This window comes from Methyloligella solikamskensis (genome assembly GCF_042676065.1).
Classification (GTDB): domain Bacteria; phylum Pseudomonadota; class Alphaproteobacteria; order Rhizobiales; family Methyloligellaceae; genus Methyloligella; species Methyloligella solikamskensis.
The window spans coordinates 495,977-516,821 of record NZ_JBHTJO010000001.1 but is presented as its reverse complement, the minus strand read 5'-3'; the positions used below and the strand labels follow the sequence as shown (position 1 = coordinate 516,821).

Sequence of the window (20,845 nt, the reverse complement as noted above, 5' to 3'; positions counted from 1 at the left end):
AGGCTCGGGCGTCAGCTCCAGACCGGGAGCTTCTCGCCTGCGGCAAGGGATTTCATCTCCGCCTCGAGCGTCTCCACGAAGCCATCGTCCGAGCCCCGGCCATAGAGGGGCTCGCCGATGCTCACGGTGCAGTTGAACGGCACCAGCACGGCGGAGCCCTTGGGCAGCGCCTTCCCCAGCCCATGCATGAAGACCGGGATCACCGGAACGTCCGGCGTAAGCTTCGCGAGATGTCCGATCCCCCGCTTGAACGCCGTGAGCGCCTCAGGCTCGCCCCGCGAGCCCTCCGGAAACAGGATCAGGATCTCGCCCCGTGCAAGCGCGCGCTCACAACCTGCCAATGGGTTGGCGCCCCCTGACGTCCGCCGCGGCACCGGGATAATCCCGAGAATGTTCTGGGAGAACCAGGCGCGCCGCTTCGTCTTGCAGAAATAATCCGCCGCCGCCACGGGACGGAGCTTCGGCAGTAGCCGCAACGGAAACAACGACATCAGCACCATGGTGTCGAGATGGGAGTTGTGGTTCGCCGCGATGATGGCCGGGCCGCTCTCTGGCAGCCGCTGACGGTTGCGCACGGTCACGCCCAACGCCAGCAGCACCAGGGCCCGGACCAGCACCCCATAGAACAGCCAGCGCAATCCACGGACGAAGACGTTCGCATTCTCGAGATTTTCAGCACCCGAATCTTCCTGGGCCATTCGCGACCTCTCAGGCGAAGAAGAAATAACGGAAGAAGTGGAAGAAGGCGGGCGCCGCGATGGTCAGGCTGTCGACCCGGTCGAGAATGCCGCCATGGCCGGGGATCAGCCCGCCCGTATCCTTCACGCCAAGATCCCGCTTCATGGCCGAGATGGTGATATCGCCGAAGAAGCCGGCCACGCCGATCACCGCACCCGCCGCAACGGACCAGGTGACGTCCATGGGCGTCAGGAACGGCCCGAGAAAGCTTGCGATCACCATGGTCGTGGCGACCCCGCCGAGCAGCCCCTCCCATGTCTTGTTGGGGCTCAACGTCGGCGTGACCTTGTGGCGGCCGAGCATGCGGCCCCACACATACTGGGCCACGTCGTTAAGCTGGGTGAGCACCACCAGGAAGAGCAAGAGCCCGAGCCCGCCGGCGACCGGGTTCTCAGTGTCCCCGGCCACCAGCAGCATCGCCATGTGGCTGAGGGTGAAGACGGTCATCATCAGCCCCCAGCTCAATGTGCCGACGGCGCGCAAAAAGCCTTCCGTCTCGCCGCGCAGCGCCATGACGATGGGGAAGAAGAGAAACATCCAGACCGGCACGAAGACGATGAACATCCCGTACCAGTCGATGGCCGCCCAGTAATACTGAATGGGGATCGCGAGATAGGCGTAGAGCAGCACTGAGCGGTCGATGCGCCGCGTCGGGATCAGCGAGAGATACTCCTTGAGCGCCAGATAGCTGATCAGGCCGAGGAAGATAATCGCCACCGTCTGGTTCAGCACCACGCAAAGGGTGAAGGCGCCGATCATCCACCACCAGGACTTGGTCCGGTCGGCCAGTTCCTGATAACGCCCGGCCACCTCACCCCGCCGCATCGCGAACACGATGATGCTTGCGACGATCAGCAGCCCATAGATGCCGGCGAGCCCGTAGAGCACCGGCCAGGGAATCCCGAGCGGGCCGGTCATGCCGAGCCTCCGTCATCGGCGAGGATCGCCCGCATGCTGTTCAGGACCGTGGAAACGCCGAGCCCCAGCAGCACCGCGAGATAGGCCGTAGACCAAAGACCCGGGGTCAGACCGATGGCAATGAGCACCGCCAGCAGACCGAAGGCGAAGGCCCGATCGCTCTTGCCAAACGGCCCCTCGTAGTGACGCGCCGCCCCCACCATGGGACCCAGCGCGCCGGTCATCTCGCTTATGATACCGACCACCACGACCAGCACTACGAGCAGACCGTAGACACCGGGAATCAGCGCAAAAGGAAGATAGAGCGCGGCATCGGCCGCCACGTCGGAGATCTCGTTGAGGAGCGCGCCCAGCTTGCTTTTCTGGCCGTGCTCCCGCGCCATCATCCCGTCGATGGCGTTCAGCGCCATGCGCAGGAAAAGCGTGACCGGCAGGAGCACCAGAGGCAGCACAGCACCGGGCGCGGCCGCGAGCCAAACGCCATGAGCAAAGCTCAGCGCAAGCGCCGCCAGGGTCACCCCGTTGGCCGTCGCGCCTCTCGCCACCAGCCAATCGCAGAGCGGCCGGAGCAGCGCCTGAAACTTGGGCTTCAGATCGTAGATGCTGGCCAAATCTTCCCCCTGGAGTGGCGACGCCCCTAGAGCTTCGGCGAGGGCGAGCCGGACGCGGAAGCCTCGCGCCGCGCCTTCACCTCGGCCAGGAGCTCCTCAACCTTGGGCATGATCCCATCGACGATCTTTGCCACGCCCTCTCCGTTCGGGTGCATCCCATCGCCAAGGGTCAGCTGATCCTCCATGGCGACGCCGTCGAGAAAGAACGGGTAGAAAATCAAATCGTACTCTTCCGCCAGGTCCGGATAGATAGCGTGGAATTCCTCCACGTAGTCCTTGCCCATGTTGCGCGGCGCCTCCATGCCGGCAAGCAGCACGGGCAGCCCCCGCGCCTTGGCCTGCTTGATGATCTTCTCCAGCGAGGCCTTGGTCTCAGCTGGGCTCAAACCGCGCAGCGCATCGTTGGCGCCAAGCTCCAGGATGATCGCATCGGCCCCCTCCGGCACGGCCCAATCGAAGCGCGCCAGACCGCCCGCCGCCGTATCGCCGGAGACGCCCGCATTCACTACCTCCGCCTTCTGCCCCCGCGCTTCCAGCGCTTCCTGAAGCTGGGAGGGGAAGGCTTCGGACTGAGGCAGCTGATACCCCGCCGTCAGGCTGTCACCGAAAGCGACGATAACCGGAGGCGTCGTATCGGCCCGAACAGCCAAGCCGGGCAGCGCCAAGGCGGCCATCAGCAGCATTGCGGCAAATAGGACCAGACGGGCCGAAGCAGCTTTCATGTTTTCACCTCTTTGGGCTTCTCTATTGACGACACCCATGCGAATCCTCACCTCATAGCCCGCTCATGGAAAATACTTACAAATCTCCCACACCGGCCATCGCTCTCGAGGACGTCCACGTGACGCTGCCCTCCCGCGCCGGCCCTGTCGACATCCTGCGCGGCATCGATTTCAGCGTCGCGGACGGCGAGACCGTCGCCATCGTTGGTCCGAGCGGCGCCGGCAAGTCCACCCTGCTCATGGTCATGGCGGGGCTGGAACGCGTGACCAAGGGCAAGGTGAGCATCGCAGGCACCGACCTGTCGCCGCTCAACGAAGACGGACTGGCGCGGCTGCGCGCCACCCATATCGGCATTGTCTTCCAGGCTTTCCACCTCGTCCCCACCATGACGGCCCTGGAGAATGTCGCCCTCCCGCTTGAGTTTCTCGACCGGGACGACGCCTTTTCCGTGGCGAGGGAAGCCCTGAAGGAAGTAGGGCTGTCCCGTCGCGAGAGCCATTTTCCCGCCCAGCTTTCCGGCGGCGAGAAGCAGCGCGTTGCCATTGCCCGGGCTCTGAGCCCCGGACCGTCCCTCATCCTGGCCGACGAACCGACCGGCAATCTGGATCTCAAGACCGGCCAGCAGGTGATGGATCTCCTCTTCGCTCTGAAGGAGCGCACCGGCGCGACCTTGCTGCTCATCACCCATGACCGGTCGCTCGCCGAGCGCTGCGGCCGCATGGTGACGCTGGCCGACGGCCAGATCGCGGCAGAAGACGAAGAGCAGGCCACCGCCTCGTGAGCGAACCCGTCAAAGCCGCCGATCCCTCCATCTGGCTTCCTTTCAAGATCGCCCTGCGCGAGCTCCGCTCCGGCGCCGGCGGTCTTGCTGTCTTTGTCATCTGCATTGCCCTGGGCGTCGCCTCCATCGCCGCCATCGGCTCGCTCGCCGCCGCCTTCGACGGTGCGCTGGTCAATAGCGGCCGCACGCTTGTGGGCGGCGACCTTTCCTTCGAGCTGGTCCACCGCCAGGCGACGGAAGAAGAGGCCAAAGCCCTCAATGAGCTGGGCGAGGTCAGCGAGTCGGCCAGCCTCCGGGCCATGGCCCATGCCGACAAGGACAAGAGCGCCCTGGTCGAGATCAAAGCGGTCGACGACGCCTTTCCGCTCTTCGGCGATGTCGAGATCCTGGAGCCGAAGGACGCCAAGGCGCTTTGGCGCACGACCGGCAACGCCATCGTCGAGAGCACCCTGCTTGACCGCCTCGGTCTGAAGGTCGGCGACAAGCTGGTGATCGGCGAAGGCAACGTCACCATCGCCGGCACCCTGGGCGACCAGCCGGACCGCCTGGCCGACCGCCTTGCCTACGGTCCGCGCGTCCTCATCTCTCTCGACACGTTGAAGGAGACGGGGCTCATCCAGCCCGGCAGCCTGATCCGCTGGACCTACCGTCTGCGCCTGCCAGGCGAGCTCGGCGCCGACCGCGAGGTGCTGGCGGCCACCAAGGGTAAGATCCAGGAGCGCTTTCCGGAGAGCGGCTTCGCGGTCAACGACTGGACCGATCCCGCTCCGCGCCTGCGCCGCAACGCCGACCGCTTCACACAGTTCATCGGCCTCGTCGGGCTCACCGCGTTGCTTCTCGGCGGCATCGGCGTGGGCAACGCAATCCACGCCTATATGAACCGCAAGCGCGAAGTCATCGCCATCTTCAAGAGCCTGGGCGCCACGTCCAAGCTCGTGCTCCGCATCTATCTGATCCAGGCGCTGCTGCTGACCGTCGTCGGCATCCTTGCCGGTCTGATGATCGGCGCGGCGACCCCTGCAATCCTGTCGGCGCTCTACGCCGACCGCTTGCCCATTACCCTGGTGACGTCAATCCATCCCATCCCGCTCCTGATGGCGGCGGGGGCCGGCCTCCTCACCATGGCGCTGTTCGTGCTCTGGCCTCTGGGCCGCGCCAGCGCCGTGCCGCCCGCCGTGCTCATGCGCTCCCACCTGGCGGAAGAAGACCGCTTCACCACCGCCTGGCCGTTCGCGGTGGGCTCGGGGCTCGCCGGCTTCGCACTGTTCGCGCTCGCCGTCGCAACCTCCAGCGAGCCCATCGTCACCGGCTTGATCTGCCTAGGTATCGTGGCGGCCTTCGCCCTGCTTTACGCCATCGGCTGGGGCTTGCAGGTGCTAGCCGCCAAGCTTCGCCCAAAGATGCCGCCCACCATCGCGCTCGCATTCGCCAGCATCGGCGGCCCCGGGTCCCTGGCCCGCAACGTCGCGCTTTCGCTGGGGCTGGGTCTCGGCCTTCTGGTCGCCGTCGCTCTCATCGACCGGGCACTCGTCGCCGAGCTCCAGGGGGATCTCGCCGCCGACGCGCCCTCCTATTATTTTCTCGACATAGACGCGGGCGATATCGGCCGCTTCCGTGAAACGGCCAAATCCGTCCTGCCCGACGTGCAGCTGAACGACGCCCCTATGCTGCGCGGCCGGATCGTCCGGCTGAACGGGATCTCCGTGGAAGAGATCGAGGCCTCGCCCGAGTATCAATGGGTGATCAACGGCGACCGCGGCCTCACCTACACGGGCGAAGTCCCGACAGGCTCCAAAGTCGTCGCCGGCGAATGGTGGCCGAAGGACTATGACGGCCCGCCGCTGGTTTCCTTCGACGACAAGGCAGCGGAAGGCTTAGGCCTCCATCTGGGCGATCTGGTCACCGTGAACATCCTGGGCCGCAATATCGAGGCCTCCGTCTCCAACTTCCGGGAGATCGACTGGGAGTCCCTGGCCATCAACTTCATCATGGTGTTCCCGCCCAGCACCCTGAAAGGCGTGCCCCACCGGGCCCTGGCAACCCTGGAATTCCCCGACGGCACCACGCCGGAGCAGGAAGGCAAGCTGATCCAGACCCTTTCGGAGGCCTTCCCCCTCGTGACCGCCATCAAGGTGGGCGACGTGGTCGATGCGGCTCAGAAGCTGATCGGTCAGGTTATGACCGCCATCCAGGTCACCGCGGGCATCACGCTTCTTATAGGCGCCGTGGTGCTTGCCGGTGCCATCGCCTCCGGCCAGCAGCGACGGCAATATCTCGCCGTGCTCTACAAGACCCTCGGCGCAACCCGCCGCCGCATCGTCACCGCCGAGCTGGTTGAGTTCGCCTTTCTCGCGCTCAGCGTGGCGGTCGCGGCCGTCGCCATCGCGACGCTCACCGCCTTCGTGCTCTGCGTCTTCGTGTTCAACATCCCGTTCCGCTTCTCCGCACTTGCCGCGGGGGAGACCGTCCTCCTCTCGTTGGGACTGGTCCTGGGGCTCGGGCTGGTCGCCATTTGGCGGGTGCTTTCGGCCAAGGCGGCCCCCTATTTGCGGGCGGAATGAGCCGCTTTCCGCCATTCATCCTGCAGTTGCGGCTGAAGCAGCCATTTTCTCGTTAAAGAGAGCGGATACCTTTGCCGCAACTGCATCTTGCGCAGATATGGGAACACGCCCATATTTGCCGCAACACAAGAGTTTCTCACTGAACCGCCCGATCCCCGGGCACTCAGGCTGAAAGGAAAGTCATCGATGGCTGAATACGAAGGACGCTACGCCCAGCCGCGCACCGCCGGCCGTGCCGAACCAGGTACGATCGACCAGGGTCTGCGCAGCTATATGCTCAGCGTCTACAACTACATGGCGAGCGGCGTCGCGCTCACCGGCGTTGTCGCCTACGCGATCTACTCGTTCTCCGTGGTGCAGACCGGTGCCGGCCTCCAGCTCACCGAGTTCGGCAACATCATGTTCAACAGCGCCTTCAAGTGGGTGGTCATTCTTGCCCCGCTTGCCATGGTGTTCGTGCTTTCCATGGGCATACAGCGCATGAGCCTCGGCGCCGCGCAGGCCGCCTTCTGGGGCTTTGCCGCGCTCATGGGCGCATCGCTTGCGTCGATCTTCCTGGTCTATACGGGCCAGAGCATTACCCAGGTGTTCTTCATCACGGCCGCCGCTTTCGGTGGCTTGAGCCTCTGGGGCTACACCACCAAGCGGGATATTTCCGGCTGGGGCTCCTTCCTCTTTATGGGCCTTATCGGCATCATCCTCGCGTCGCTGGTGAACCTGTTCATGCAGTCGTCCGCCATGCAATTCGCCATCTCCGTGATCGGCGTGCTGATCTTCGCAGGCCTCACCGCCTACGACACTCAGCAGATCAAGGAGATGTACTACGAGGGTGACTCGACCGCCGTGGCCGGACGCAAATCCATCATGGGCGCCCTGCGGCTGTATCTGGACTTCATCAACCTGTTCATGATGCTGCTGTCGCTCTTCGGCGACCGCCGCTAGTCCAGACTGGACGTCTCAAAGACAAAGCCCCGGGGGACCTCCTCCGGGGCTTTTTTGTTGCTTGCTGACAAGGCGCAACAGCACGTCATCCTGAGGTGCATGGCCGACGGCCATGCCTCGAAGGAGACGTGGCCCCGATAAACCTGCCCATCCTTCGAGGCTCGCCGCGTTCCGCGCCGAGCGCCTCAGGATGACGTGTCGAGTTTTTTGAGAGCTACCCCTCGACGAGCCGCAGACCCTTGTCGAGCACGCGCAGGACCCGCGACAGGTCGTGGCCGCGCTTCAGGATCTGACCGGTCGCGGCCACCACGCTATAGGCGCCCTGACGACGGGCCAGCTTAGGATCCTTCTCGATCCGGTAGAGCGGCACCTCGCTGGTGCGCCGGAAGATCGAGAACACGGCCTTGTCCCGGGCGAAGTCGATGGCGTAGTCGCGCCATTCGCCGCTCGCCACCTTCCGGCCATAGACATTGAGGATTTGAGAAAGCTCCCAGCGGTTGAAAGCAACTTCGCTGGGCTTGGAGGTGCCGTTCGAAACCGGCTGAGGCCTACCCGCGCCGGTCAACGGCACGACGGTGAATGTGGGATCGCTCAAACCGTCTCACCCTTTGCAACAGAGCTGTCATGATGGCGCTCAACGCGGGCGAACACAAGCGGATCGGGCCACAGAAACAAGTGTAACAATTTGTAATATAAATCACAGTATTGCCCCAGTTCAGCCGTTGGCATGCCCCAAAAATCGCTAGGATGACTACTGTTGCCTCTCGGCCCGGTCCAAGTGAGGCTTCGGTATCTCAGCCCCCCAGCCCCCCCGGGGTCTTCAACTAGGACCGGGCCACTTCATTTCTAAAGTTCGCTCCTCCCAGCGAATGAGTACGGAGAACGGGTCGGCTTTCACGCCGGCCCGTTTTTCGATTCTGGAGCACTGTTCCGGGAAATGATGGAGAGGCGACAAGCCTCATGGTTGGAGACGCGCCGCAGATGCGACGCCCTCGCCATGAGGTGTTGGGGACTCTCTGAAAGGAATAGCGCTTAGAGCGTCGAGAGCTCCGCCGCGCCGAGGATCGGCCCGCCCGCGCCACGCTGCAGCAGCACGAAGATGCGGTCGCCGTCGCTCCCCTTGAGCTTGGAGAGCGGAATTGTCATACGGCCCGCCGCGCCCGACCATGTCCCCATGGGCACGAGTTGGCGGACATTGTTATGATAGGTGACCGTCCGCCCGCGATTTTCGCCCCGTGCGATCTTGACCGACTGGGATGATTTCGCCGTGCCGGCCCAAAGCGTCGCAGACCGCCCAGCGCCACCGTCGCCGAGCGACGCGACCAGGGTGTCACCGTCGCGGGTTAGAGAGATCGGCACCTTACGGTCGGCGATCTCAGTCTCAGCCGATTGGATCGCCTCGCTCACGGCCTGAGGATTGCTCCCCACCGCATGGACGACACCGTTCACGACGATCTGCGGGGTATAGACCCGCCCGTCGCCCCGCACGCTCGCATAGCGTCGCTGCCGCTCGCTGTTCTCAGGCGAGCCCAGCGTGTCCTTCCAGCCGAGATAATCCCAGTAGTCGACGGAATAGGAGAGCGCGATCACGTCGTCCCGCTTGGCCAGCTGACCGAGCAGACGGTCCGCCGGCGGGCAGGACGAGCAGCCCTGGCTGGTGAACAGCTCCAGCACTGCGGGGGTCTTCACCGGCGCCGCTGAAACGGCCGCGATATAGAACCCTGACAACAACAGGGCCAGGCCCAGCAGCAGGGGCACGAGCAGATTGGACAGATAGGCTCTCATGAGCCGCAATCTGCCCCAAACGATGCAGCGCGTGGGCTCACAACCCGCGCGCCGGAATTCACATTTGGGTGAGTGACAGGACGAAAGCGCTCCTCTTAGTGGCGCAGCGTTTGCCACCGCCGCTGAGCGACTCCCTCTCCCCTGTAGGGAGAGGGTTGGGGTGAGGGGACAACCCCTCTCGGTTCTTTATCCCCCTCACCCGAGCACTGCGTGCTCGACCTCTCCCCGCCGGGGAGAGGTGAGGTGCGACGCACATCAGGATGCCGCCGCGATATGGGAAGCCCTAGGCCGCCTTGGCGAGCTGCCGCAGCACGAAGTGCAGGATGCCGCCGTTGCGGTAGTAGTCGAGCTCGTCCGCCGTATCGATGCGCACCAGCAGCGGAATGGTCCGCTCCTCGCCGCTCGGATAGGTGATCTTGGCGTTGATGGTCTGCTTCGGGCTGATATCGGCGAGCCCGTCGATGGAGACCATCTCCTCGCCCGTGAGCCCCAGAGACTTCCAGTCCGTGCCGTGCTCGAACATCAAAGGCAGCACCCCCATGCCGATCAGGTTCGACCGGTGGATGCGCTCGAAGCTCTCGGTGATGACCGCGCGCACGCCGAGCAGCAGGGTGCCCTTGGCCGCCCAGTCGCGGGATGAGCCCGTGCCGTATTCCTTGCCGGCAAACACCACCAGCGGCACGTTCTCATCGGCGTAGCGCATGGCCGCATCGTAGATCGCCATCTGCTCGCCGGACGGATGATGCACCGTCACGCCACCTTCGACACCCGGCACCATCTGGTTCTTGATGCGGATATTGGCGAAGGTGCCGCGCATCATCACCTCGTGATTGCCGCGCCGCGAGCCGTAGGAGTTGAAGTCGATCGGCTGGACGCCGTGCTCCTGCAGATAGCGCCCGGCCGGACTGTCCTGCTTGATGGCGCCCGCCGGCGAGATGTGGTCCGTGGTGATGGAATCGCCGAACAGGCCGAGGATGCGCGCATTCTCGATATCCGTGACCGGCTTCGGCTCCGGGTCCATGTCCACGAAATAGGGCGGGTTCTGCACATAGGTGGACTTGCTGTCCCAATCGTAGGTCCGGCCACCCGTGAAATCGATGTCACGCCATTCCTTGTCGCCGCGGAACACGTCGGCGTAGCGATCCTTGAACATCTCGCGCTTCACGGCCTTGCGCACGGTCTTGGCGATCTCCTTGGAGCTCGGCCACAGATCCTTCAGATAGACCGGCTTGCCGTCCTTGTCGGTGCCGAGCGGATCGTTGAGCAGATCGACATTGATGCTGCCGGCCAGCGCGTAAGCCACGACCAGCGGCGGCGAGGCGAGATAGTTCGCCCGCACGTCCTGGTTCACACGGCCTTCGAAGTTGCGGTTGCCAGAAAGCACAGAGGCGACCGCCAGCCCGTTCTCGTGAATAGTCTTGGAAATCTCCTCCGGCAGCGGCCCGGAATTGCCGATGCAGGTCGTGCAGCCATAGCCCACCAGATTGAAGCCAAGCTTATCCAGATCGTCCTGCAGGTCGGCCTTCTTCAGATAATCGCTCACCACTTGAGAGCCCGGCGCCAGCGAGGTCTTCACCCAGGGCTTGGTCTGCAGGCCCTTCTTCACGGCGTTGCGCGCCAAAAGCCCGGCGGCGATCATTACCGAGGGGTTCGAGGTGTTGGTGCAGGACGTGATCGCCCCGATCACCACGTCGCCGTGGCCGAGATCGAAATTCTTGCCTTCGACGGGCACGCGCTTGTCGGCCTCTGCCGCCTTGCCGTACTCCTCGTCCAGCACGTGTGCGAAAGCCTCGGCTGCGCGTGTCAGAGGCACCCGGTCCTGAGGCCGCTTCGGCCCGGCGAGCGACGGCTCGACGTCCGCCAGGTCGAGCTCCAGCGTATCGGTGAATACAGGGTCCGGCGTATCTGTCTCGCGATAGAGACCTTGGGTCTTGGCATATTCCTCGACGAGCTTGATGCGGGACCGCTTGCGGCCCGTGGCTTCGAGATACTCCAGCGTCTCCTTGTCGACAGGGAAGAAACCGCAGGTCGCGCCGTATTCCGGCGCCATGTTGGCGATGGTCGCCCGGTCCTCGAGCGGCAGGTGATCGAGCCCCTTGCCGTAGAATTCCACGAACTTGCCGACCACGCCCTTGCGGCGCAGCATCTCGGTGACCGTGAGCACCAGATCCGTGGCCGTCACGCCTTCCTGCAGCTTGCCTGTCAGACGGAAGCCGATCACTTCAGGGATCAGCATGGAGATCGGCTGGCCGAGCATGGCGGCCTCCGCCTCGATACCGCCAACGCCCCAGCCCAGAACGGAAAGCCCGTTCACCATGGTGGTGTGGCTGTCGGTGCCGACCAGAGAATCGGGGAAGGCGGTGAGCTCGCCATTCTCCTTCGTCCAGACCGTCTGGGCGAGATATTCCAGATTGACCTGATGACAGATGCCGGTGCCCGGCGGCACCACTCGGAAATTGTCGAACGCCTCCGCGCCCCAGCGCAGGAAGGCATAGCGTTCGCCGTTCCGCTCGTATTCCCGCTCCACATTCTCCAAGAACGCATTGGCCGAGCCGAACACATCCACCATGACCGAGTGATCGATCACCAAATCGACCGGCGCCAGGGGATTGATCTGTTCGGGGTCACGGCCCAGTGCTGCCATGGCGTCGCGCATGGCGGCCAGATCGACCACCGCCGGCACGCCGGTAAAATCCTGCATCAGGACGCGGGCGGGGCGGAACGCGATCTCCCGGTCGCTCCGCCGGTCGGTGACCCAGCCCGCCATGGCGCGGATATCGTCTTCGGTGACCGAGCGCCCGTCCTCGTGACGCAACAGGTTCTCCAGAAGCACCTTGAGCGAAAAGGGCAGGCTGCCGATGCCGTCCAGCCCGTTGGCCTCGGCCTTCTTCAGATCGAAATATTGGTAGCTGCGATCCTTCAGCTTCAACGTCGAGCGGGATTTGAAACTATCGAGCGACGTTTGAGATGAAGTGGTCAATTGCGTCCCCAAAACCGTGCATGAAAATGACAATCAAGAATGGGGCCAATCGGCCCCGCAAAGGCGGCACCGAGAGCCGCACCCTTGGCTTTCCCAGAACTTCTATATAAAGCCCCATGCGAAAGGGTGACAATGCGCGAAGACAGCACGTGCCTTTTCGCCCACGAACGCGCCAGACACTGACCAATTAGGGTGCAATGGACGACCCCCAGCGCCTCGAAGCACAAGACCTTGCCTGCCGCCGCGGCCTGCGCCTCGTTTTCGAGGGGCTGAGCTTCGCGCTTTCCGCCGGCGAGGCCTTGCTGCTCACCGGCCCCAACGGTGCCGGCAAGACGAGCCTGCTGCGCCTCATGGCGGGGTTCCTGCCGGCCGAGACGGGCGATGTCCGGCTCTTGCCGGAAGACGACGAGACGCCGTTCGGCGAGCATGTCCACTATATCGGCCACGCGAACGGGGTGAAGGCAAGCCTCAGCGTCGCGGAGAATCTGCGCTTCTGGGTCGAATATTACGGCGCTCCGGACCTCTCAGACGACGATCTCAAGGCCCATCTCGCCCGCTTCGGCCTCGCGGAGATCGCGAGTCTCCCCGCCGGGATGCTCTCCGCCGGCCAGAAGCGGAAGCTCGCTTTATGCCGCCTGCTTGCAGCACCCCGCCCCGTCTGGCTGCTGGACGAGCCCTCGGTCTCTCTCGATGCGGCGTCGACCAAGATCCTGGCGGCCATCATCAAGGAGCATCTGAAGGCGGGCGGCATGGCCATCGTCGCCAGCCACACGCCCCTTTCGCTTCGCTTCGCACACCGCCTCGATCTCCGCGCGCGAGAGATGGCATGATCCGCGCTTGTCTTGCACTGCTGCGCCGCGACCTCGCCCTGTCCTGGCGGGAAGGCGGCGCCATCGGCACCGCGCTCGGCTTCTATTTCACGGTCATCGTGCTCACGCCTCTGGGCCTCGGCCCCGATCTCAATCTGCTGTCGCGCATTGCCGCCGGCATGCTCTGGGTCGCGCTGCTGCTCGCGGGCCTGCTCTCCGCCGACCGCATCTTTCACAACGACTACGAGGACGGGAGCCTCGACCTCCTCATGCTCGGGCCAGTTCCGCTGGAGGTCGCCGCCGGAATCAAGAGCCTCGCCCACTGGATCGCCACGGGCATTCCCCTGGCCCTCCTGGCGCCGGTCCTCGGCCTGCTCCTGAACCTGCCCATCCAGGCCTATGGGGTGCTGATGCTCTCCCTCTTGGCCGGCACGCCCGCTGTCAGCTTCCTGGCCGCCATCGGCGCCGCGCTGACCTTGGGGCTTCGCCGCAGCGGCGTTCTCATCGCGCTCCTCGTCCTGCCGCTCTACGTGCCAGTGCTGATCTTCGGTGTCTCCACCGTGAGCGCGGCCACCACCGGTCCGGGATCCCCCTGGAGCGCGTTTCTGATCCTCTGCGCCATCAGCCTGATCAGCATCGTACTCTCGCCCATTGCCGCCGCCGCGGCCTTGCGGGCGGCCCTTCGATGAGCGGCCAATAGGCGCCGCCGATTGCGTCCACGCCCCAAACACCTTAGATCGACTTCAAACAGGCATCCGAAAGGCACGGATGCCGACCCGTTCCGAAGCTATCGCGAGCAGCCCTTATGAGTGATCGCAAACCGCCCGGCGGCCTGAGCGGCCTGGCGAACCCGACGCGGTTCTTGAGCCTGGTGAGCGCCCTCACCCCGTGGCTCGCCGGACTCACGGTGCTGCTGATCGGCTACGGCCTCTATCTCACCTTCTTCCAGGCCCCGCCCGACTATCAGCAGGGCCAGACCGTGAAGATCATGTTCATCCACGTGCCGTCGGCCTGGATTTCCATGTTCGCCTACGCGCTGATCGCCCTGTCCGCCCTCGGCGTGCTGATCTGGCGCCACCCCCTGGCCGACGTCTCCGCCAAGGCTGCCGCCCCCATCGGCGCGACCTTCACCTTCATCGTGCTCGTCACCGGCTCCCTGTGGGGCAAGCCCATGTGGGGCACCTATTGGGTGTGGGATGCGCGGCTGACCTCCATGCTGATCCTGTTCCTGCTCTATCTGGGGCTGATCGCGCTCCGTCAGGCTATCGAGGATCCGGGCCGGGCCGCCCGCGCCACCGCCATTCTGGCGCTCGTGGGCGCGGTGAACCTGCCCATCATCAAATTCTCCGTCGATTGGTGGAATACCCTGCATCAGCCGGCGAGCGTCTTTCGCATGGGTGGGCCGACCATCGATCCCTCCCTGCTGACCCCGCTCTTCGTCATGGGCGCAGGCTTCTTCGCCCTGTTCACCCTGCTGCATCTTCTGGCCATGCGCGCTGAAATCCTCAGCCGCCGCGTCCACGCCCTTCAGCAGATCGCCGTCCAACGGGCCGCGACTGCCTAAAAGACCGACAGACCATGCTCGAAAACGCCCTTAATCTCGGCCCCCACGCCACGTTCATCTGGAGCGCCTATGCGGTGACTGCGGTGTGCGTGATCGGCCTCACCATCGGTGTGGTCGGCGCCGACCGGCGCCAGCGCCGCCTGCTTGCCGACCTCGAAGCCCGAGGGATTACAAGGCGCTCCGCCACCAAGTCAGTGTCCAAATCTGCGGAATCGGCATCAAAAGCCTCCAAAACGGGGGCGAAACCGCAATCTAAGACGACATCCAAGCCGACGCCCAAGTCTCAGACAAAACCCCAGACCCAAGCAAAACGCGGGCCGAATAGCCGCAAGGCGCCTGCAAGGAAAACCCAGGCCGCCAAGCGGACCGCCAGCCGGGGAAGCAAATGACCGAGCAAGACGGATCACCGCGCCGCCGCGCGCTTATCTGGTCCCTGCCGCTGATCGTGTTTCTGGGGCTCGCTGCGCTCTTCTGGTTCGCGCTTGGCGCCGGCGATCCGCATCGCTTGCCTTCAGTGCTCCTCGGCAAGCCGGTCCCGGTCTTCGACCTCCCGCCGCTCATCGAAGGAGGCGAGGGCTTCGATAACGAAGATCTGGCCGAAGACGGCCCGACCATCGTCAATGTCTGGGCATCCTGGTGCGGGCCATGCCGCCAGGAACACCCAGTCCTTATGGAGCTCGCCAAAGAACCCGGCGTCCGCCTGTTCGGCATCAATTACAAGGACGATCCGGAAAGCGCCCGCGCCTTCCTCGCCAAGCTGGGAAACCCGTTTGAGCGCGTTGGCGCCGACCGGTCGGGGCGCACGGCCATCGACTGGGGCGTCTACGGCGTGCCGGAGACCTATGTGATCGATGCTGAAGGGAACATGGCCTACCGCCATGTCGGGCCGCTCACCGAAAAGTCGGTGAAGGAGGAGCTCCTCCCGCTCATCGCAGAGAAGGGCATGAAGACCTCGGGTTCAGGCGGCGCTTCAGGCGAAGACACCGCCGGCGGCTCCTAGTCCTTTTCCTAGTCTTTGCCGCCTTCGACGATGAGGTTGAGGGATTCCAGAAACTCCTCGCGCTTCGACGGCGGGAGCTTCGACAAAAGCCGCGTATCGGCCGCCATGGCCCGCGGCTGGGCCTCGGAAAGCGTCTTCACGCCGACCCGCGTCAGCCGGATTTCGTAGGCCCGGCCATCCTGCTTGGCGCGCTTCCGCTTGATCAGGCCGCGCGACAGCAGCCTGGCGACGATATCGGCGAGCGTCGAACGGTCGATGCCCGTTTTCTCCACAAGATCGGTTTGGGTGAGACCTTCGGACTCGCCGACCGTTGCAAGCACGGTGAATTGGCGGGGAGTCAGATGGCACGCACTGGCTTCAAGCAGGAAAATATCGTTCGCAAACTGTCCCGCGCGGTGCAGCAAATGCATGGCGGAGTGCTCAAGACCGTTACCGGTGTCTCGCTGTCCCATCTCGATTCAACTTCTCCACAGTCCTCGGCGACGCCCCCCAAGCTTAACGAATCGCATCGGCACTGGTCTTCCTTACTACAACCCGCAATCCATAGTCGCAAACTATAGGTTGCGTTTTGAGCCCTCTTCCCAACTCGCGCGTGAGTTTCCCGAAGGGACAGGCTCCGATCAGTGCACTTCACTCGGGCAGCGCGGCCCAAACAGAGCTGTCCCTAAAGATTTAGGGATATTTTCCCGGATTTCGACAGGCCTCGCTCGGGAACCGAGCGATATGTTTAATGGGCGCGTTCTTCTTCGTCGCCACCCTGTCCGTAGCGCTGCAGAAGCGGCATCTGCAGCACCGCGAAGATCAGCGTCAGCGGCAAGAAGCCGAACACCTTGAAGCTCACCCACGCATCGGTAGAGAAGTTCCGCCAGACGATCTCGTTCACCACCGCCATGACGATGAAGAAGCCGATCCAGCGATAGGTCAGCTTCCGCCAGCCTTCCTCGGTCAGCGAAAAGGCGGGACCGAACAGGAACTGCAGCAGCGGCTTTTTCATCAACAAGCCGCCGAACAGCACCGCGGCGAAGGTTACGTAGACGATGGTGGGCTTCAGCTTGATGAACGTGTCGTCCTGCAGATAAAGCGTGAGCCCGCCGAAGCCCATGACGATCACGCCGCTCACCAGCGGCATGATGGGGATTTTCCGATAGCGGAAGAAGGCGAAGGCGAGCGCGGCGACGGTCGCGACCATGAACGCCGCGGTAGCCGCGTAGATATCCCGCGCCGCGTTGACGGCGAAGAAGATCAGCAGCGGACCGAGCTCGATCGCCATCTTGGTCGGCATAGACTGCTCGACCTCGCGCTCCGCCTCCTCGGGCGTCGCGTGGTGCGCGGATTTCTCCAGCTCGGACTTCTTCAGGTCGGAATTCTTGTGATCAGGCTGCTTTTGCATTTTCCCGTCCGAAACCGGCGATGGCCCGTGCGAAATCCTCCGCATCGAAGGATTCCAGATCGTCGATCCCCTCGCCCACGCCGATAGCATGCACCGGCAGGCCGAAGCGCTCCGCGATGGCTACCAAAATCCCGCCCCGTGCCGTGCCGTCGAGCTTGGTGACCGCAAGCCCCGTCACGCCGGCGACCTGCTGGAACAGCTCCACCTGGTTCAGCGCGTTCTGGCCCGTGGTCGCATCGAGCACCAGAAGCACGCCGTGCGGGGCGTCTTCTTCGAGCTTCTTCACGACCCGAACGATCTTCGCCAGCTCGTCCATCAAATCGTTCTTGTTCTGCAAACGGCCGGCCGTGTCGATCAGCAGCACGTCGGTATTCGTTTCCTGGGCCCGCTTCAGCCCGTCATACGCCACGCCCGCCGGATCGGATCCCACGTCATGGCAGATCACCTGGGCATCCACCCGGTCGCCCCAGATCTTGAGCTGGTCGATCGCCGCCGCCCGGAACGTATCGGCCGCCGCCAGCATCACGCTCTTTCCCTGAGCCTGGAAGCGATGGGCCAGCTTGCCGATGGTGGTGGTCTTGCCCGTGCCGTTCACGCCAACGACGAGCCAAACGAAAGGCTTCTCGTCCATGGGAGGAAACGGCTTCGCCACGGGATCGAGAACCTTGCTGACTTCGTCGCCCAGCACCTCGCGGACGGCTTCAGCCGTCGCTCCGCGATCGTAGCGATTCTTGGCGACGATATTGCGGACCCGCTCGGCCATCTCGACCCCGAGATCCGCCCGTATCAGCACGTCCTCAAGATCGTCGAGGGTGTCCTCGTCGAGGCGCTCCTTGGTGAGAACGGACGCGATATTGTCCGACAGCGCATTGGACGTGCGCGACAGCCCTTCCCGAAGCTGGGCGAACCAGCTCTTCTTCTTTCCAGAGCCCTGGGTCTTGAGCTGCTTCGGCTCCGGCGCGGTGGGCCCCGCCTCTTCCTCATCCGTATCGGCAGGCCCGGGGCCCGCAGGCGGCACGGTCTTCTCCGGCTTCTCTTTGTCGTCGTCCTTACCCGGCTCGGCATCGGGCTCCGGCGGACGTGGGCTCGCCGGCCCCGCCTCGTCGTCGGCCTCAGGCGCCTCTTCTTTGCGGCGTGAAGGCTGCTTCTCTTCCGGACGCTCCTTGCCCGGCGCGGTCACAGGCGCGGAATCGGGCGGCGGCGTCTCCGGCTGCATGTCAGCCGCCTTCTTGTCCTGGCGCCGCTTTTCATCCGCGCTCATCGGGGCGCTCGGCTCGAAGGTCTTCGAGGTGCCTTCGGCCTCATGGGGCGTCTTGGAGGATTTCGAAGCCGCGGTCGCAGGCTTGCCCGCGCTCTTGGCAGCGGTTTTTTTGGCAGCGGGCTTCTTGGCTGCCGGTTCTTTCGCGACGGTCGTTTTCTTGTCGGTGCTCGTCGTTTTGGCAGACGTTTTCGCAGCGCCGGACTCGGCCGGCTTCGCAGCGGACTTCTTGGCAGCAGGTTTCTTCGCCGCAGGCGTCTTAGCGGCGGGCGCCTTCTCGGCCGTCGATGTGGCGGTCGCGCTCTTCGCAGCCGGCTTCTTCTCTGCAGCTTTCTTGGCTGCCGGTTTTTTCGCCGCGGGCTTCTTGGCGGCAGGCGGCTTCTGAGCAGGCTTCTTCTCCGCAGGCGCTTTCGCAGCCGGCTTTTCTGCCGCTTTCGGCTTCTCGGGCTCAGGCGGTTTGGCCGCCTCTTCGGCGCCGCCGAACCCGAACAACCGTTTGAAGAATCCCGGCTTCTTGGTCTCGCTCATCCCGTCACCTTCGCCAAAAGGGCGTTGCCGTCATGGCCGTGCACTTCAGCCTCGACCAGTCGTTCCGCCCCGTGATCGCCTTCCAGCTTGACTAGGGTAAAGTCGGACGCACGGCCCAGAGTTTCACGTTCCATCAGCACCTGGATGCGACGGCCGCTTGCCTGATCGAGATGACGCCGCAGGGCCACGACGCCCTTTTCGCGCAAAGCCTTCGCCCGGGCGCTCACGATCTGCTTGTCGACCGCGGGCATGCGCGCAGCCGGCGTTCCGGGCCGCGCGCTGAACGGAAAGACATGCAGGAAGGTCAACCCGCAGTCGTCGACCAGGGACATTGAATTTTCGAACATCGCGTCGGTTTCGGTCGGGAAACCCGCGATCAGATCCGCCCCGAAGACGATATCCGGCCGCAGCCGGCGCGCCTCTTCGCAGAACTGCACCGACTGGGCGCGGCCGTGCCGCCGCTTCATGCGCTTCAGGGTGAGGTCGTCCCCCGCCTGCAAGGAGAGATGCAGATGGGGCATCAGCCGCTCTTCCTCGGCGATCGCCCGCATCAGATCCTCGTCCACCTCGATGGAATCGATGGAGGAGAGGCGCAGCCGCGGCAGTTCAGGAACCTGACGCAGGATGGAACGCACAAGCCTACCGAGGCGCATCCCGCCCGGCAGGTCTGCGCCGTATGAGGTAATGTCGACGCCGGTCAGCACCACTTCCGAATAGCCCTGCTCGGCCAGCACGCGGATCTGGCGCACCACCTCGCCCGCCGGCACCGAGCGCGACGGGCCGCGGCCATAGGGGATCACGCAGAAGGTGCAACGGTGATCGCAGCCGTTCTGGATCTGCACATAGGCGCGGGCGCGATTGCCGAATCCTTCGATCAGGTGGCCGGCCGTCTCCTGCACCGACATGATGTCGTTGACCTGGACCCGCTCTTCGCCGCCGATGGAGAGCCCGCCGAAGGTCTTGGCCTCCAGCTTCTCCTGGTTGCCGACCACATGGTCGATCTCGCCCATGCCGGCGAAATGCTCCGGGTCGATCTGGGCGGCACAGCCGGTCACGATGATCTTGGCATCGGGCCGCTTCCGGCGCGCGCGCCGGATCGCTTGGCGCGCCTGGCGCACGGCCTCTTCGGTCACCGCGCAGGTGTTCACGATCACGGCGTCTTCCAGACCCGCGTCCTGCGCGTGGCGCCGCATAACCTCGGACTCGTAGGTGTTCAGGCGGCAGCCGAAAGTAATGATCTCAAGATCGGACATTTTGGGTGTCTAACACGAAAAAGGGGCGGCCCGTGAAGAGCTTCAAAGTGGCGCCGACTCTTGCTTAACGAGGCCCTCGGGCAGCGTGCCTTCGAAGTCGAGCGCATAAGGACCGATCATCAGGATATGGTCGTCGTCCTCCCGCCAATCGATGACCAGATCGCCGCCCGGCAGGCTCACCTTGACCGTCCGGCCCGTGAGCTTCCGCCGCGCCGCCGAGACGGCCGCGGCACAGGCCGCCGTGCCGCAGGCCTTCGTCAAGCCAGCGCCCCGCTCCCAGGTGCGAAGCTTCAGCGCATCGTCGCTGGTGACTTGGGCGAGCGACACATTCGCCCGCTCCGGAAAGATCGGGAAATTCTCCACCAGCGGCCCGAACCGGCCGAGATCGTGAGCGTCGAGATCGTCGACGAAGAAGATGCAGTGAGGATTGCCGACATTGACGACCGCCGGCGAGTGGAGAACCGGATCGTCGATGGGCCCGAGCTGCAGCTCGATCCGCTTCGTGTCGTGGAATTCCTCGTCCAACGGGATCTGATCCCAGCGGAGCCGCGGCACGCCCATATCGACGGCGACCATGCCGTCGGCGCCGACCTCTGCTGGCAGGATGCCCGCCGCCGTTTCGATCCTGACCGACAGCCGCTCCTGCTCCACCGCGGCAAGCGCCGCGACACAGCGGGTCGCGTTCCCGCACGCGCCCACCTCGCTGCCGTCGGCGTTGTAGATCCGCATGAACATGTCGGCGCGCGAGGTCGGCTCCAGCACGATCACCTGATCGCAGCCGATGCCTGTCTGGCGGTTGGCGATGGCCGCGATGGTCTCGGGATCGCGCGGCACGTCGTGGACGCGCGTATCCAGCACGACGAAGTCGTTGCCGAGCCCGTTCATCTTGCGAAAGTGGATCTGATCAGCCATTGCCATATCTCGTCCGGCGATGTCCGCCCGCGGCTTTTGCGTCCGCGCGTCTTCACCGTTAAAGGAACTTCGCCCGTTATATGGCGTCTCCT

20 protein-coding genes are annotated in these 20,845 nt (G+C 64.3%); 8 read left to right on the top strand and 12 right to left on the bottom strand.

Translation table 11 applies throughout. From position 1 onward, the window contains the following. Nucleotides 1-11: 11 nt before the first annotated feature. Genes ACFQ2F_RS02560 through ACFQ2F_RS02545 form a run of 4 tightly spaced genes read right to left on the bottom strand, consistent with a single transcriptional unit; the run spans nt 12 to nt 2,989 of the window. A complete protein-coding gene (locus tag ACFQ2F_RS02560) occupies nt 12-698 on the bottom strand; it encodes a lysophospholipid acyltransferase family protein (protein WP_379085250.1) in 687 nt (228 codons plus the stop codon). Nucleotides 699-708: 10 nt separating this feature from the next. After that, nucleotides 709-1,656, bottom strand: a complete 948-nt coding sequence (locus ACFQ2F_RS02555; RefSeq protein WP_379085247.1) for a phosphatidate cytidylyltransferase — start codon at nt 1,654-1,656, stop codon at nt 709-711. After that, a complete protein-coding gene (locus tag ACFQ2F_RS02550) occupies nt 1,653-2,267 on the bottom strand; it encodes a CDP-alcohol phosphatidyltransferase family protein (RefSeq protein WP_379085244.1) in 615 nt (204 codons plus the stop codon). Before ACFQ2F_RS02550 ends, ACFQ2F_RS02555 begins: the two co-directional genes overlap by 4 nt. Before the next feature lie 26 nt (nt 2,268-2,293). Next, nucleotides 2,294-2,989, bottom strand: coding sequence for an arylesterase (locus tag ACFQ2F_RS02545; protein ID WP_379085241.1), 696 nt, complete (start codon nt 2,987-2,989; stop codon nt 2,294-2,296). Between the two features lie 65 nt (nt 2,990-3,054). Between ACFQ2F_RS02545 and ACFQ2F_RS02540 the strand changes: the two genes are divergently transcribed. The 3 genes from ACFQ2F_RS02540 (at nt 3,055) to ACFQ2F_RS02530 (ending at nt 7,274) form a co-directional block, all read left to right on the top strand. Next, nucleotides 3,055-3,771, top strand: a complete 717-nt coding sequence (locus ACFQ2F_RS02540) for an ABC transporter ATP-binding protein (RefSeq protein WP_379085238.1) — start codon at nt 3,055-3,057, stop codon at nt 3,769-3,771. Next, entirely contained in the window at nt 3,768-6,332 is a 2,565-nt protein-coding gene (locus ACFQ2F_RS02535) for an ABC transporter permease (protein WP_379085235.1), read from the top strand. Before ACFQ2F_RS02540 ends, ACFQ2F_RS02535 begins: the two co-directional genes overlap by 4 nt. Nucleotides 6,333-6,518: 186 nt before the next feature. Then, complete coding sequence (locus tag ACFQ2F_RS02530; RefSeq protein ID WP_379085232.1) at nt 6,519-7,274, top strand: Bax inhibitor-1/YccA family protein; 756 nt, start codon at nt 6,519-6,521, stop codon at nt 7,272-7,274. A 214-nt stretch (nt 7,275-7,488) separates the two neighbouring features. Here ACFQ2F_RS02530 and ACFQ2F_RS02525 read toward each other — a convergent pair whose 3' ends face one another. The 3 genes from ACFQ2F_RS02525 to acnA form a co-directional block, all read right to left on the bottom strand. Beyond that, nucleotides 7,489-7,839, bottom strand: a complete 351-nt coding sequence (locus ACFQ2F_RS02525) for a DUF2794 domain-containing protein (RefSeq protein WP_379090568.1) — start codon at nt 7,837-7,839, stop codon at nt 7,489-7,491. A 467-nt stretch (nt 7,840-8,306) separates the two neighbouring features. Then, entirely contained in the window at nt 8,307-9,059 is a 753-nt protein-coding gene (locus ACFQ2F_RS02520) for a DUF1223 domain-containing protein (RefSeq protein WP_379085229.1), read from the bottom strand. A 283-nt stretch (nt 9,060-9,342) separates the two neighbouring features. Beyond that, nucleotides 9,343-12,039, bottom strand: a complete 2,697-nt coding sequence (acnA, locus tag ACFQ2F_RS02515; RefSeq protein ID WP_379085226.1) for an aconitate hydratase AcnA — start codon at nt 12,037-12,039, stop codon at nt 9,343-9,345. Between the two features lie 197 nt (nt 12,040-12,236). Here acnA and ccmA point away from each other — a divergent pair, with 197 nt between their 5' ends. The 5 genes from ccmA (at nt 12,237) to ACFQ2F_RS02490 (ending at nt 15,412) form a co-directional block, all read left to right on the top strand. Beyond that, the gene (ccmA, locus tag ACFQ2F_RS02510; protein WP_379085223.1) at nt 12,237-12,869 is read left to right on the top strand and encodes a heme ABC exporter ATP-binding protein CcmA; all 633 of its coding nucleotides are present in this window, start codon (nt 12,237-12,239) and stop codon (nt 12,867-12,869) included. Continuing rightward, complete coding sequence (gene ccmB / locus ACFQ2F_RS02505) at nt 12,869-13,537, top strand: heme exporter protein CcmB (protein ID WP_379090566.1); 669 nt, start codon at nt 12,869-12,871, stop codon at nt 13,535-13,537. The genes ccmA and ccmB overlap by 1 nt, the downstream gene beginning before the upstream one ends. 116 nt (nt 13,538-13,653) lie before the next feature. Beyond that, entirely contained in the window at nt 13,654-14,412 is a 759-nt protein-coding gene (locus ACFQ2F_RS02500; RefSeq protein ID WP_379085220.1) for a heme ABC transporter permease, read from the top strand. 14 nt (nt 14,413-14,426) lie between these two features. After that, nucleotides 14,427-14,801 (top strand): heme exporter protein CcmD, encoded by a 375-nt coding sequence (gene ccmD, locus ACFQ2F_RS02495; RefSeq protein WP_379085217.1) that lies wholly within the window; start codon nt 14,427-14,429, stop codon nt 14,799-14,801. Further along, complete coding sequence (locus ACFQ2F_RS02490) at nt 14,798-15,412, top strand: DsbE family thiol:disulfide interchange protein (protein WP_379085215.1); 615 nt, start codon at nt 14,798-14,800, stop codon at nt 15,410-15,412. Before ccmD ends, ACFQ2F_RS02490 begins: the two co-directional genes overlap by 4 nt. Before the next feature lie 8 nt (nt 15,413-15,420). Here ACFQ2F_RS02490 and ACFQ2F_RS02485 read toward each other — a convergent pair whose 3' ends face one another. The 5 genes from ACFQ2F_RS02485 to dapF all read right to left on the bottom strand — a co-directional run bounded on the left by ACFQ2F_RS02485 (nt 15,421) and on the right by dapF (nt 20,753). After that, complete coding sequence (locus ACFQ2F_RS02485; protein ID WP_379085212.1) at nt 15,421-15,864, bottom strand: MarR family winged helix-turn-helix transcriptional regulator; 444 nt, start codon at nt 15,862-15,864, stop codon at nt 15,421-15,423. Between the two features lie 275 nt (nt 15,865-16,139). Beyond that, nucleotides 16,140-16,694 carry a septation protein A gene (locus ACFQ2F_RS02480; protein ID WP_379090564.1) on the bottom strand — a complete coding sequence of 185 codons (555 nt, stop codon included), beginning with the start codon at nt 16,692-16,694 and terminating at the stop codon, nt 16,140-16,142. 91 nt (nt 16,695-16,785) lie between these two features. Next, the gene (gene ftsY, locus ACFQ2F_RS02475) at nt 16,786-18,588 is read right to left on the bottom strand and encodes a signal recognition particle-docking protein FtsY (protein WP_379085209.1); all 1,803 of its coding nucleotides are present in this window, start codon (nt 18,586-18,588) and stop codon (nt 16,786-16,788) included. Beyond that, nucleotides 18,585-19,841 (bottom strand): tRNA (N(6)-L-threonylcarbamoyladenosine(37)-C(2))-methylthiotransferase MtaB, encoded by a 1,257-nt coding sequence (gene mtaB / locus ACFQ2F_RS02470; RefSeq protein ID WP_379085206.1) that lies wholly within the window; start codon nt 19,839-19,841, stop codon nt 18,585-18,587. Before mtaB ends, ftsY begins: the two co-directional genes overlap by 4 nt. Before the next feature lie 42 nt (nt 19,842-19,883). Beyond that, nucleotides 19,884-20,753 carry a diaminopimelate epimerase gene (dapF, locus tag ACFQ2F_RS02465; protein ID WP_379085203.1) on the bottom strand — a complete coding sequence of 290 codons (870 nt, stop codon included), beginning with the start codon at nt 20,751-20,753 and terminating at the stop codon, nt 19,884-19,886. Nucleotides 20,754-20,845 lie beyond the last annotated feature (92 nt).